The organism is Methanoculleus frigidifontis (genome assembly GCF_030464345.1).
GTDB lineage: Archaea > Halobacteriota > Methanomicrobia > Methanomicrobiales > Methanoculleaceae > Methanoculleus_A > Methanoculleus_A frigidifontis.
In genome coordinates this window covers 76444-89880 of record NZ_VCYH01000005.1, presented here as the reverse complement: position 1 = coordinate 89880, position 13437 = coordinate 76444, and the positions used below count along the sequence as shown (strand labels likewise).

The 13437-nt window shown below is 60.8% G+C and carries 13 protein-coding genes and 1 other RNA gene; 9 read left to right on the top strand and 5 right to left on the bottom strand.

What is annotated here, in order from left to right:
* Positions 1-8 precede the first annotated feature (8 nt).
* Both FGU65_RS08745 and FGU65_RS08740 read left to right on the top strand, forming a co-directional pair.
* Positions 9-389, top strand: coding sequence for a SpoIIAA family protein (locus tag FGU65_RS08745; protein ID WP_301664065.1), 381 nt, complete (start codon positions 9-11; stop codon positions 387-389).
* Positions 390-437: 48 nt separating this feature from the next.
* Entirely contained in the window at positions 438-1313 is an 876-nt protein-coding gene (locus FGU65_RS08740; protein WP_301664064.1) for a PHP domain-containing protein, read from the top strand.
* Positions 1314-1320: 7 nt separating this feature from the next.
* Here the strand turns inward: FGU65_RS08740 and cls are convergent, their stop codons facing one another.
* Positions 1321-2757, bottom strand: coding sequence for a cardiolipin synthase (cls, locus tag FGU65_RS08735; RefSeq protein WP_301664063.1), 1437 nt, complete (start codon positions 2755-2757; stop codon positions 1321-1323).
* 229 nt (positions 2758-2986) lie between these two features.
* Between cls and FGU65_RS08730 the strand changes: the two genes are divergently transcribed.
* Entirely contained in the window at positions 2987-3508 is a 522-nt protein-coding gene (locus FGU65_RS08730; RefSeq protein ID WP_301664062.1) for a DUF1269 domain-containing protein, read from the top strand.
* 298 nt (positions 3509-3806) lie between these two features.
* Here the strand turns inward: FGU65_RS08730 and FGU65_RS08725 are convergent, their stop codons facing one another.
* Positions 3807-6155, bottom strand: a complete 2349-nt coding sequence (locus FGU65_RS08725) for an arylsulfatase (RefSeq protein ID WP_301664061.1) — start codon at positions 6153-6155, stop codon at positions 3807-3809.
* Positions 6156-6359: 204 nt separating this feature from the next.
* Positions 6360-6578 (bottom strand): hypothetical protein, encoded by a 219-nt coding sequence (locus FGU65_RS08720; protein WP_301664060.1) that lies wholly within the window; start codon positions 6576-6578, stop codon positions 6360-6362.
* A gap of 376 nt (positions 6579-6954) precedes the next feature.
* On the opposite strand from FGU65_RS08720, the gene FGU65_RS08715 reads away from it, so the two are divergent.
* From FGU65_RS08715 to FGU65_RS08690, 6 genes are all read left to right on the top strand, one after another.
* Complete coding sequence (locus FGU65_RS08715) at positions 6955-7428, top strand: SHOCT domain-containing protein (protein ID WP_301664059.1); 474 nt, start codon at positions 6955-6957, stop codon at positions 7426-7428.
* Positions 7429-7497: 69 nt separating this feature from the next.
* Positions 7498-8538, top strand: a complete 1041-nt coding sequence (locus FGU65_RS08710; protein ID WP_301664058.1) for an AI-2E family transporter — start codon at positions 7498-7500, stop codon at positions 8536-8538.
* A 250-nt stretch (positions 8539-8788) separates the two neighbouring features.
* On the top strand, positions 8789-10588 hold the full coding sequence (locus FGU65_RS08705; protein WP_301664057.1) for a ligand-gated ion channel: 1800 nt from the start codon (positions 8789-8791) through the stop codon (positions 10586-10588).
* 52 nt (positions 10589-10640) lie between these two features.
* Positions 10641-11672, top strand: coding sequence for a hypothetical protein (locus FGU65_RS08700; RefSeq protein ID WP_301664056.1), 1032 nt, complete (start codon positions 10641-10643; stop codon positions 11670-11672).
* A 12-nt stretch (positions 11673-11684) separates the two neighbouring features.
* An RNA gene (ffs, locus tag FGU65_RS08695) (signal recognition particle sRNA) lies at positions 11685-11995 on the top strand.
* Between the two features lie 11 nt (positions 11996-12006).
* Positions 12007-12960, top strand: a complete 954-nt coding sequence (locus FGU65_RS08690; RefSeq protein WP_301664055.1) for a malate dehydrogenase — start codon at positions 12007-12009, stop codon at positions 12958-12960.
* A gap of 39 nt (positions 12961-12999) precedes the next feature.
* Here FGU65_RS08690 and FGU65_RS08685 read toward each other — a convergent pair whose 3' ends face one another.
* Positions 13000-13254: an elongation factor 1-beta gene (locus tag FGU65_RS08685; protein WP_301664054.1), complete on the bottom strand. Its 255-nt coding sequence runs from the start codon at positions 13252-13254 to the stop codon at positions 13000-13002.
* 1 nt (position 13255) lies between these two features.
* Positions 13256-13420 carry a zinc finger domain-containing protein gene (locus FGU65_RS08680; RefSeq protein ID WP_367652372.1) on the bottom strand — a complete coding sequence of 55 codons (165 nt, stop codon included), beginning with the start codon at positions 13418-13420 and terminating at the stop codon, positions 13256-13258.
* Positions 13421-13437 lie beyond the last annotated feature (17 nt).

Here is a 13437-nt window from a genome sequence, read left to right as displayed (position 1 = left end):
TGTCGTCCATGATCGAGGTACTGCCGGAAAGTTCGGACGATGTCATCGGGTTTGCATTCGACGGCAGGATGACCCGGGATGAGTACAACAATGTCCTGCTCCCGCCGCTTGACCGGGCGGTCAGGGAGCACGGCAACGCCCGCATTCTCTTTCAGATCGTCAATTTTCGCGGGTGGATGCCGCATGGCGCGTGGGAAGACCTGAAGAACTGGCCGCATATCACCAGAGTCGACCGTATTGCCGTCGTCGGCGGAGAACGGTGGCAGGAGTGGATGAACCGGCTGCCGGGGCTCTTCGTCGGCTTTATCAGGACCGACGTCCGCTATTTCCCGGAGACACGCCTCGACGATGCATGGACGTGGCTGCGCCGGGAGGCGGGAGGGAGATGAGAGGGACGATCGAACCCTTTTTCTTCCCGGGGGCAGACCGGATGATCCGTGAGACAGCCCGACATCGATCCCTTCCGTGAAGCTATCCTCTTTGAAAAACCCGACCCGGAGCAGATGCGCACTGAAGGGTTTCTGCCTGCCGATCTCCACGTCCACACAAACCACTCGGACTCGCCGACGCGGGTGCGTGACGCGCTCAAGCTCGCTGCCCGACAGGGGATCGGGCTCGCCATCACCGATCACAACCAGATCAGCGGCGTGCTCGAGGCGGAGCGGCTGAAGACCGGCGTCCCCGTCGTACCCGGGATCGAGATCAGCGCCGGGGACGGGCCGCATATCCTCCTCTACTTCTTCTCAATCTCCGATCTCACTGAGTTTTACCGCCGCTATGTGGAGAGGAATAAACAGACGAGTCCGTACATCGGGATCCGCCTGAACACGGAGGAGATCCTCGCGGCGCGCGAGGGCTACCCGTGTGTCGCGGCGGAGGCGCATCCCTGCGGATATGCCTTCCTGAACCGGGGAGTCGGGCGGTGCATCGCAACGGGCTGCACGCAAGAGGATATCTTCTCCCGACTCGACGCACTCGAGGTGATCTGCGGCGGGATGGCCCGAGCCCACAACCTGAGAGCAGCGGCTCTCGCCCGGCGGCACGATCTCGGGCGGACGGGGGGCACCGACAGTCACCTCCTGCACGAACTCGGGGGTGTCGTCACCTGCGCCCGCGCCGGGACGGTCGAGGAGTTTCTCGAGGCCATTCTCGGGCGCAGGACGGTCGTTATCGGGCAGGAAAAGCACTTTTTTGCAAAAGCAGTGATGGGAGCTGCAGTTCTCCCGCAGCACCTCCCCTATACCGCACCCATTCTGCGGGCACGCGCCGAGCAGCACCTCCCGGCAATCCGGCGGCGGTTCCGCCTTTGGTGACACCCCGTCATCCGAGCGGCGAGAAAAGCCGGGATATCGACTCTTTAAACCGTACCCGGCGGGAACGCGCACGGTAGCGTTCGGCCGTAATCTCGGTGCAGACAGTGAGATCCTGCTCGAACCGCCGCTTCATCTCACTGCCGACGGATGAATCGTAAAAGACGGCGTTCGCCTCGAAGTTCAGCCGGAAACTCCGCACGTCCCAGTTCGCACTGCCGACGGAGCCCGCTTTTCCGTCGATCACGATCGTCTTGGCATGGATGAACCCGTTGTCGTAGGTATACGCCCGCACGCCGGAGTCGAGCAGGTCGCCGATGAAGGAGAGGGTCGCCCAGTAGACGAAGGGATGGTCGGGTTTGCAGGGGACCATCACCCGCACGTCGACACCGGAAAGAGCGGAGAGACGCAGGGCGTCGGATACGCTGTCGTCCGGGATGAAGTAGGGTGTCTGGATGTAGACCGACTCGCGGGCGGAGTTGATCAGCTTGAGGTAGCCCTCTTTGATGGGGTTCCACCGCGTGTCGGGGCCGCCGGAGACTATCTGAACCGGAGTGGCGCCGAGCCCTTCGATCTCCGGGAAGTACTGCCCGGTCGCCTCCAGTTCCTCTTCCGTCGCGAAGTGCCAGTCCAGGAAGAACCGGAGCTGCAGCAGGTAGACCGCCGCGCCGGCGATCCGTATCGCGGTATCGCGCCAGTACCCCATCGCCCCTATGCCCAGATACTCGTCGCCGATATTGAACCCGCCGATGAACCCGACCGTTCCGTCGATGATGGCGATCTTGCGGTGGTTGCGGTAGTTGAGCCGGTAGATCGAGGGGAAGAAGACGCCGATCTTCCCGCCGGCATCGGTCAGTTCGTGAAAGGCCTCCTTCGACCCGCCACCTGCCCGCGTCCCCAACGCATCGAAGAGCAGCCGGACCTCGACGCCCTCACGCGCCTTCTCCGCGAGGGCGCCGACGATCGCTCGCCCGAGGTCGTCGTTGTTGATGATGAAATACTCCAGGTGAATGTGATGGCGTGCTCCCCGTATCGCCGCAAAGAGCGCGTCGAACATCTCTCTTCCGTCGGTGTAGAGGTCGACCTGGTTATATTCAGTCAAAAATGCCCGGTTGCTCTGGAGCAGGGCAAAGATGGTGTCACGGTAGGGCTCCGCATCCGGGTTCGAGAACCGGTATGTCCGGTCAACCAGGTCTCGATGCTGCTCTTCGAAGATCGCCCGCAGGATCCGATCGTCCTTCTCCTTGACGGCGAACATCTTCTGCCGGGTGTAGTTCTGGCCGAAGATCAGGTAGAGCAGAAACCCGATCGGTGGCAGGAAGAAGAGCACCATCAGCCACGCAAGCGCTGCCGTGGGATTTTTCCGCTCAACGAAGACGATAATGATGGCAAAGAGTATGTTGAGTACCAGGATGATACCAAGGACGATTTCAAGCTCGATCTCCATACCAACGACTCCTTGCCGCGGCCGTCACGCTCCGGGACGCGAAAAGGGCATTCTTCGAGCATCAGGCTGCATTACAACCTCTCTTCCCCGGGAGATATAGGTATCTTTCGGGCGGCAGGGGTAATTATATATTCCTATGTATGGATTGTGCCAGCATACTCGCGCGTATCCGCCATGTGCCAATCCTCCCGGGGGTTGACCGGATGGGAGGATACCTGCGGGAGGTACTATGAGCGACCTTGTTGTTATTGCGTATGATGATGAATCCACGGCCTATACGGTTCGGGATAAACTAGCAGACCTGACAAAGGAGCACGTTATCGAGCTTGAGGATCTGGTCGTCGTCGTCCACCACAAAGACGGAAAGACCGAGATAAAACAGAGCACCGATCTGGTCGGCCTCGGAGCGCTCTCCGGCGCCTTCTGGGGGCTGCTGATCGGGCTCATCTTCTTCATGCCGATCTTCGGCCTGGCGATAGGGGCGATCGCCGGCGCCATCGGGGCCCGTCTCTCCGACTACGGCATCGACGACAAATTCATCAAGGAAGTGGCCGAGAACGTCCAGCCCGGGAGTTCGGCCATCTTTCTGCTGATCAAGAAGATGACGCCGGACAAGGTGGTCGACGCCATCAAGGAGTACCACGGCACCGTCATCAAGACATCACTCTCGGGCGAGGAGGAGGAGCGCCTCCGGGAGGCGTTCGGCACCGGGCTGCCGGCAAAGGCAGAAGTGCCGCCCCCCTCCCCGTAGTCATTTTTTCGGGCAACAGGGTGGTGGCGGGCTTGCACCGCACCGGGAACCACACCGGCAGGAGGGAATCCACCTCCCTGCCGGAGCGAAAGCTCACGGAATTCGCCGAGGAGGACATCGTCGACTATCTCAGAGAGTGCAGGCTGCAGAGTCTCTTAGAGCTCGGTAGCAGCCTCCCGCAAGCACTCCCCCAGGCAGGTGGCGGGATCCGGGCTCGGACGATGTCAGTCGCCTCCTCGTGAAGCACGGTTCCATTTGCCCGGTCCGTCTGCCCTTCGGGAATTCGGGAGCGGAGGTGTTAATCCCGCACGATCCATGCCGCCACTTCCTTCTCATGGTCGACATAATGCTCACCGCTGACATCGATCACCACCCGATCGATGGTTCCACCCGTAAAGGCGAAGGGTGCGGAGTAGTCCGGCGATACCGGCGATCCGCTATCCCGGCCGACACAGAGACCGTCGCCGGTGAGGGCGAAGAATCCCGGCTGAGTCTTGATCCGTCCCTCTCCCACCTTCTTCATGTCTATGTAGAGCGTAAGGGTGCCTAGAGCGCTCTTCGTCTCCGTATCCTCTCCGTCCCTGGCAAATTCCGCGGTGAAGACGTGCCGGCCGGTTGGCACGGTGCCATTCGAGGAGAACTTCTGGATCGCGTCCCCGAGCCAGTTGTAGACGTAGTGAAGCCGCCCGTCGGCGATGTAGAGGCTGTGGCCGCCGCCGACACCTCCGTGGGCGAACAGCACCCCCTGCGCCTCCGGCCCGTCGATGACGGCACCAGCCGCGATCGTATACGATCGCCCCCGGATACTGACGGCCACCGACTCAGGAACCTCGGCGGTCCCCGGATAGTAGACGTAACGGTTCCTGGGTCCGGACGGCTGGGGACGCGGTGTCGAAATGATCTCCAGTGCGCTGCGGTCATCAAGCGGCATGCCGTTGTAGACCCCTGCATAGTAGAACCAGAGCCCCTTGAGGAGCTCAAGCATGTCTTTCTTCTCGTCTGCAAGGTTCCGCATCTGGGCTCTATCCTCCTTCAGGTTGTAGAGCTCCCAGACGTCATGTGCGTAGTTGCCCCACCCGGAGATGGGCGGGTGGACGGTGTTTGCCAGCCAGCCCTGGTGGTAGACCGCCCTCTGGCCGAGCATCGCGTAGAACTGGATCTCCCTTCCTGGCGCATCGGGATCGCCGAAGCTTGCCTTGAAACTCTCCCCCTCGATCGGGCTCTGGGTATAGCCCTTCAGCACCTTCGGCGGCTCAATGCCCAGCAGGTCGTAGAGCGTCGGGACGATATCGACGGCGTGGATATACTGGTGGCGTAGCTCTCCGCGGGCACCGATGCCGCGGGGCCACGCAACCAGGCACATATCCGCGATCCCGCCCTCGTACCCGGCAAACCGTTTCCAGTACGGGAACGGAGTGTCGAATGCCCACGCCCAGCCGCTGCAGTAGTGGTTGTACGCCCCGGGGCCGCCGAGCTCGTCGATGTGCGGCAGGTTCGCCTCGACCGTATCGGGGACGTTATTGAAGAACTTGCTCTCGTTGAAGGAACCGCTGGGACCGCCCTCGGCACTGCCGCCGTTGTCGGATACAACGACGATTATGGTATTCTCAAGCTGCCCGGACCCTTCGAGATAGTCGAGGATCCGCCCGATCTGGGCATCGGTATACGTGACGAAGCCGGCATACACCTCTGCCATGCGGATAAAAAGCCTCTTTTCATCTTCGTTCAGCGATTCCCAGGGAGGTACGAAATCGAGAGGAGGCCATGGCTGGCCGTCCGGCCCGGTCGTGGCCGGCTCGCCGTGAGGGTTGATGGGCGATAGATCGGTGTTCTCCGGTAATAGTCCCATCTTCTTCTGGTTCTCCAGGATCTGCTCCCGTATCTTCTCGTAGCCCATATCGAACCGGCCTCTGTACCTGTCTGCCCACTCCTTGAAGACGTGGTGCGGCGCATGGGCGCACCCCGGACAGAAGTACATGAACCAGGGCTTCTCGGGAGCGATCACCTTCGAGTCGCGGATAAACTCGACTGCTCTGTCGGCGATATCCTTCGAGAAATGGTAGCCCTCATCCGGGCGGTAAGGCTGATCCATGGGGTGGTTGTCGTAGACGATGTCGGGGTACCACTGGTTGGTCTCCCCGCCGAGGAAACCGTAGTAACGCTCGAATCCCCGCCCGAGCGGCCAGCGCCCCTTCCACGAGGACATATCGGTCTCCTCTCCCGGAGTCAGGTGCCACTTGCCGATGGCGTACGTGTTCCAGCCCCGTTCGTTCAGCACCTCCGAGATAAACCCGTTCTCAAAGGGGATCCGGGCGGAAAGCCCTGGAAAACCCGCTGAAGCCTCAGTGATGCAGGCCATGTTGTTGCTGGTTGCGTTGCGGCCGGTGAGCAGGCTGGAGCGGGTCGGCGAACAGAGCGCCGTGGTATGGAAGTTGCTGTACCGTATGCCCATATCAGCGATACGCTGCATCGTGGGCGTCTCGATAGGTCCGCCGAATACGTCCATTGCCCCGTAGCCCACATCATCCCAGACGATCATCAGGACGTTGGGGGCACCTTCCGGTGCCTGCGGCTGCAGGTAGGGGTCCCAGTCAGGCACCGAATCCCGGATATCGAGATTGACCGTGCCCTTCCATGTATCAGACATCTTAAACCCTCCACTGCGCAGGATTACGAACGCCGTGTTAAGAGGTGTCACGGATAAATTCCTTTCGGTGCCGGAAAACCGCTCCAGAACCGGGGGATGTAGCGACCCTTCGGGGGAGATGGTGTTGCCGGAAGACCCGTCAATGAAATGCGCCGATAGACCGGGAACGACATCAAGAGTAAAAGGCAGAAACTGTGTCCGGGTCTAGTACCCCGGCACCCCGACTGCCGCCGTCGTCGTTTCGGCCGGTATCGTCTCCATCGGTGTCGCTTCGGGGGTCATCACGGAAGTCGTTTCGGCCGGTATCGTTTCGGTCGGCGTTACCGTCGGCGTCTCGTTCCCCGCCGGGGAAACACACCCTGTCACCAGAACCGCCGCTGCCATGATCATCAGCAGGATCACCAGGATCAATCTCTTCACCATCAGTACACCCTCCTGAAGTTGAGGATGAAGGCACCGGCTGTCGGCAGATACTATAAAAGTAACGCCGGAGCCAGACACTCGTCAGAAACCTTCTTTTAAGCCAATTCACCTATTTTCGCACCAGAGAAAGGAATCGTCGGGTATCCTCCACCAGTCGAGGCGCTGCTTGAGAGCCCTGCCCTCAACGGCACCGGCCGTGGCGATGCGGTCATGATCCCGGCAGACAGGGTGAGGTAAACAATCGATACTGCCGGTCACGAGGTACGGCCATTATCTGGAAAGTATTATAAAAACCGATCCCTATGACTGAACCGGTTGAGGCGGGAGAGGCGTGATATCACCGCACAGCCCGCATCACAACCTATGGAGGAGGAATATGTTTCGCATGGGAGCCCGGAGGACCGCACGGAGAACCGCCCGCCGCACATCACGCCGCTTCATGCGCCGTACCATACGGCGGACAGTCCTCGTAGGCGGGATGGTCGCGCTCGCTGTCGGCGGAACCGCCGCCGCGATCAAACTCTCACAGAGGGATGTCGACCGCATCGAGCAGCATACGGGCAAAAAGGCCGAAGACCTCTCCGAGCAGGAGCTCGACACGGCGATGGACGACCTCGGCATTGAGGAGCAGGAGCTGACTGATCGGGACGTGGCCGCAATCGAGGCAGGTATGGCAGAAGAACAGGCGCCGCAGCCTGCCAGAGCGCCCACGGCACCCCCTCCGCCCGGGGCTGTGCCCGCCGAACCGTCCTACATCGACGAACTGGAGCAGCTTGCCGGGCTTCGAGATAAAGGGATCATCACCGAGGAAGAGTTCCGGGCCAAGAAGAAACAGCTCCTTGGATTGTAGATCCGGAGATTGTAGCATGGGTACCCCTCCCCCGAAATCGACCGTATCTCCTGCGAGAAGAAGGTGACCATGCCCGCTCCATCCCATCTTGCATCCCTCACCCGGGTCGTCGTCATCACTGCCGTCGTCGTCACCGGCATGCACCTCGGCGCCGCGATCGCAAGCCCGGTACTCGTCGGATTTATTCTGGCGGTCATCGTTACACCGATAGTGCACCGCCTGGAAGAGCGCGGACTGCCCAGTTTGGCAGCAGTGCTGGCGATGACCGGTGTTATCGCCGGGATCGGTCTGCTGCTGGTCGCCGTCTTTAGCCTGTCGCTGATCGAACTCGACAGCGCCCTGCCCGCCTACCATAACCTGCTGCAGGCGCAGCTGGAGACACTGCAGGCATGGCTTGCGGAGATCGGGCTCATGACCTCTCTGGAGCTGCCCGGTGCAGCTGCAGAGCCTCTGCTCATCCCTTCGCTCGGAGAGATCCTCGCCGGACTCTCCATTCTGGTCATCGATTTTCTGGTCATCCTGATCGTAGCCGTCTTCATGCTCCTCGAGGTGGCCTCCATCCGGGGCAAACTCGAAAAAAGCCTCGGAACGGACGCCAGGACAGAACTCAACAGGTCTGCAATCAATCTGGTCGCATACGCAGCTCTCCGCACGAAAAGCGGCCTTGCAACCGGCATCGGAATCGCGATTCTCCTGCTGCTCCTCGGGATCGACGCCCCGGCGCTCTGGGCGGTGCTGATCGTCGTGCTCGGCTATATTCCCTACTTCGGCCGGCCTATCGCTTCAGTACCCCCGATCGGGCTTGCCTGGCTCCAGCACGGCCTTCCGGGAGCGCTCGCCGTTGCCGGCGGCATCTTCGCCTTCGACTTCGCAGCCCGCCGCCTGCTCCTGCCGTACCCTGCCGAACAGGCGCTCCGAATCTCTCCGCTGGTGATCATCCTCTCGGTCCTCGCCTGGGGGCTGGTGCTCGGCGTCCCGGGACTGTTTCTGGGCGCTCCCCTGGCACTGCTCATAAAGGCGGTACTATCGAGCTCGGAGGAGACACGCTGGCTCGCGATACTGATGGAGCCGTCCGACGATATCGAAGTTACTGGAGAACGATCAGAATGACAGATAGGCAGCATACACCCAAAAATATAATACACTGATAATAACAATGCAACCCGACGAAACCTGCTATCAAATCCAGAATATATCCGATACAGATCGCCTATGAGGTGATTGGACTGCTGATGGAGCGGATCTAATGCATGCCCGGACCGGTTGGCCGGTGCGGGAACAGGGAGCCCGGAACAGCCGGGCCCGTGCAGTAGAAAGAACACTCCTCCTAGCGCTCCTGCTCGGAGTACTGGTGGGCGCGGTGAGTGCCCAGACACAGGAAAATGCCGGAATTCAGGAGCTGACCGGGCGAATAGAACCGGATCAGGTTATCTTTTTTGATCTTCCCGGTCTGCAGGCGGAAGAGACCCTCTTCATCTACGCCAACGGAACCGGCGGAAACCTCGACCCGTTCCTGGCTCTCCCGAACACGAGCCTGACCCGGGGAGAGGCACGCCGGGAGTTCGATCTGGAGGTCAACCGGTCCATCGCCGAAGGACGTGATCCGCTCCTGGTGATCCCGGAAATTGCCGACCGGTACTTCCTTGCATGGGACGACGACTCCGGAGCGGGTTACGACGCAACAGTTCGGTATACGATCCCTGCCGACGGTGATTACCGGCTGCTCCTGTTCAGCTCCCCGGCAAAGGAGAATACGTTCGGCACCTACCGCCTGCTGGTCGGTATCGATGCGCCGCAGGTTCTGAGCGGCCAGGCAGAGCCGACCGGTGCCGCTATCGCCGTACTGGACAGAGGTGCATCAGAGGTAGGCATGGCCGTGCAGGAAGTCGACGGGACGCTGACGGCGAACAGGACGTCGACATTCTACACCGTAAATCCCGTCACCGGGGGCGATACCTTCTACGCCTTCATCGAGGCGACGTCCGGGAACCTTATTCCGGTCATCGTGTTGCGGGACTTTGGCGGTAAACCTCTGAGCGCAGCCGTTCCGGCCGGAGATGGCAGTACCGCCACCCTCGAGTACACCTTCGACGACGACAGCGAAGGCAATGAGATCGAGGTCTTCAGCCGCAGCCTGAACGGCGCCAATACGACGGGCGACTACCGGCTGCTGGTCGGGCTCAACGTGCCTGCCGTGCTGGCGGGCGATGCCGCACCGATGGGCTCCCGGGTCCTAGAGGAGCCCATCCGGGTGATGGTCGGGTTCGAACTCGACCAGATCACGGCGGTCGACCAGCAGGCCGAGAACTTCGGCGTGGTCGGCAACATCTGGATGCGGTGGACCGACCCGGCACTGGCGTTCAGCCCGGACGAATGCAACTGCCAGTTCAAGGTCTACCGGAGCATCGACGAGTTCGTGACTGCAGAAGGGCAACGGTGGCCCGAGTTCACCCTCTTCAACCAGCAGGAACGGCGCTGGACGCAGAATCAATACATCACGGTCCGCCCCGACGGCACCGCCACCTACTACGAGCGTTTCTGGACGCTCCTGCAGGCACCGGACTTCAACTTCAGGAACTACCCGTTCGATACCCAGGACTTCTACGTAAGGGTTGACTCGCTCTACCCCGAAGAGTTCTACGTCTACGTACCCTGGGAGGAGAAGACTGCTGTGGGAGGACAGCTCGGTGAGGAGGAGTGGTACATCACTTCATATGATACCAACATAAGCAGCGTCCAGATAAACACGCAGAACTCCCGTTACTCCTTCCACTTCGAGGCGGCCCGCCACCTGACCTTCTACATCCTCCGGATCCTGGTGCCCATCCTGATCATCATCCTGCTGACGTATATCACGTTCCTCCTCAAGGACTACGGGAAACGGGCCGATATCGCCAGCGCCAACCTGCTCCTCTTCATTGCATTCAACTTCACCATCGCCGACGATCTGCCGCGCCTCGGATACCTCACATTCCTGGACACCATCCTCGTTACCACTTTCACGATTACCGGTGCGACGGTTGCCTATAACCTGTATTTGAGATGGCTGGCTACGGAGAGGCAGAAGGAAATTGCAGAGCGTATCGACCGGTTCATGGTCTGGTCCTATCCGCTCGCCTATATAACCGCCCTCACCGCCATCGCCCTGCTCTTCCCGTAAATGCGCAAGGCGATGCTGCACCCTTTTATGCTTCCGCAGCGCATGCAGTGGCATGTACTGCCCGGTATGCGGAGGGAGCTGCATCGAAGACGCTCCGTCGCTGCTCACAGAGGCACCGCGGATCTTCACCCCCTGCCCCGACTGCATGGGGCTCACCTTTGACAAACGCGCACCTCCACCCGATCTCGCCCCGGCAGAACCGTGCCCCTCGTGCGGGAAACGATTCATCGACGAGGTCTTCGCCCATATCTACCGGATCATGAACGAGGAAGGGGATCTCTCCGGGACCGAACCGCTCGCCGCGGCGGGAACCCCCCTCATCCACCCCGGGTACGCCCTGCAGCAGCCACCATACCTCCCGGTGCGATCGCTGGTGCTCCTCTCTCGTGCTATCACGAAAAAGAGCGCAGACCGGCTCGTCGCCGAGGTGCCGGAGGTGCGGGGCGTGGTACAGACCGGGGACGGCGTGCCCGGCATTACCGACCCTGACCGCGACAGTGCCGGAAGGACACACACACTGCTTGCCGGGTGTGACGTGCGCGCCGACATATTCTCGACGCGCGCAGGGCCGGTCGTGATCTACAAGCAGCAGTCGACCATCCACATTGAGTTTTCCCGCGGCCATGATCCGAAGATCCGTGCCCTGGACGGGGCTATCCGCCAGAAAAACCCCAAAACGCTCGTTGACGCCTGCTCCGGCGCCGGAACGCTCGGAATTGCGGCGGCAGCAGCCGGTGTCCCCCACGTCATCTGCAACGACGCCTGGTATGCAGCCGCTTTCTGGACGGCCTGCAACATCGTAGTAAACCGGGACACGCTCGCGATCGATGCAGTGCGCATCCTGCGAAGATACGACGACCTGCGGCAGCGGCCGGTCGCCGGGGAACCGCTCCTGGTCGCGGAGGCGGCCGGAGCCCGGCAGGTGGAGGTCTACCACGGAGATCTGCGGATGCTCGCCCCCCTGCTGCAGAGACGAGCGGATCTCGCCGTCCTTGACCTCTTCGAGAAGAGCGAGACCGGGAAGGTCAAAGAGATGGCCACGATGTGGACGAAGGTGGTAGGCGGAGAGGTTTTTATCCCGTAGGCCCCATGATATACGGGGACTAGCCCGGGTGGCTCGGCGTCACCTGTAACCCGAAACCGCCGTTACGCGGGAGGCGAAGTCTGAGGAAGGCTGTGGTGGCCTGCCGGAGCCGGTGCGTCCTGACGGAGAAACCTCGTCCTATGAGGTCGGCGGACAGGCACCAACACTCCGGAGGGAGCAGCGACCTGTTGCCACGGGGACCGGTTCAGGCCCGGAAGGGAGCAGACTCACCGTGGACGTTCGGCGCCCATAGGGTTGCGGGGCGGAGGAAGGAAGCCCCGGTAAAAGCAGGTGCGCGCTGTCGACCGAGGACGTGTCCCCAACGGCGATTTCTATGGCAAAGGTTACGATTATCGGAGCGACAGGCAACGTCGGTTCATTTGCGGCACACACTATTTCTGAGATCCCCCACGTCACCGAGATGCTGCTGATGGGACGACCCGGACGGGAAAATTTCCTTGAAGGATGCTGTCGCGATATGTCCGACTCATTCGCAGCGCGGGGCACGCAGATGCGCCTTGCGCACAGCACACGACTTGTGGACGTGGAAGGATCGGACATCATCATCTGTACATCGGGTGCACCGCGGCAGGCTGGACAGGACAGAAACGATCTGGCGGTCGCCAACGCACGGGTGGTGGCAGAAACCGCGGAAATCGTCGGCGAACGGGCACCGGATGCCCTTCTTCTCATGGTGACCAACCCCGTCGACGTCATGACGGCCGTTGCCCTCAAATACTCGGAGCTCGAACCCTGGCAGGTCTTCGGACTCGGCACGCACCTCGATTCGATGCGCCTCAAAGCGCTTATCGCCGGTTACTTCAAGGTGCACGTCAGTGAAGTCCATACCCGTATCATCGGAGAGCATGGCGAGAGTATGGTGCCGCTCTGGTCGGCGACGACAATCGGCGGTATTCAGATCTGCAATCTGCCGACATTTTCGGGAATCCCGCACCGCGAGATGATGGAGACGGTGCGGTCGAGCGGCCAGTTCATCATCAAGAACAAGGGTGCAACGGTGTATGGTCCCGGAGAGGCGATCGCCACTCTGGTCCGGACGATCCTCGGTGATGAGAACCGCATACTGACGGTCTCGGGGTACATCAAGAGCGAAGTCCACGGCATCGGCGATGCCTGTATCGGCGTGCCTGCACGGCTCAACCGAAAAGGCGTATTCCCCGTACCGATCAGGCTTGAAGAGCAGGAGGTTGCAGGCTTTAAGGCATCAGTCGACAAGATCCGCTCGCTCACGGCCGAAGTTCTGGAAAGACTGGAAAACGACTGTTAGCCGCCGTTGCGCAAAAAAAATAGAACGTACAGGCCGCTCTCACATCAGGGTCAGCTCGATGATCTCGGCACTGCCGACGCCATCAAGTTCCCGGAGCGACTTCTCAACCTCGTCGGGCGCCCCTTCCTTATCGGGTACGACCACAACGGCCTTCAGAGCAACGAGACCGAAGCCAATCGGTTCTTCCTTGAGATCTTTTACCGGTACCGCATCGTTGATCGCTGCCTTCAGTGCCTCACGGTCAACCTCGGGCGATTCAGGCATGATTTTGAGAATAATAGCGACGTCTCCCATCTCATGGCCCCCGGAATCCACACTTCCGGCATTCGTACGCGATACTCTGTTCTCTGCAGCGGTAGCACCTGCTGACGACAGATGAACACTCAGGACACTTGAACTGCGTGGCACCGGTCTCTGCCAGCGTGCCGTTGCAGGATGTGCATCGATCTGTTGCTATCATCGTTTCTTCCTCGAACG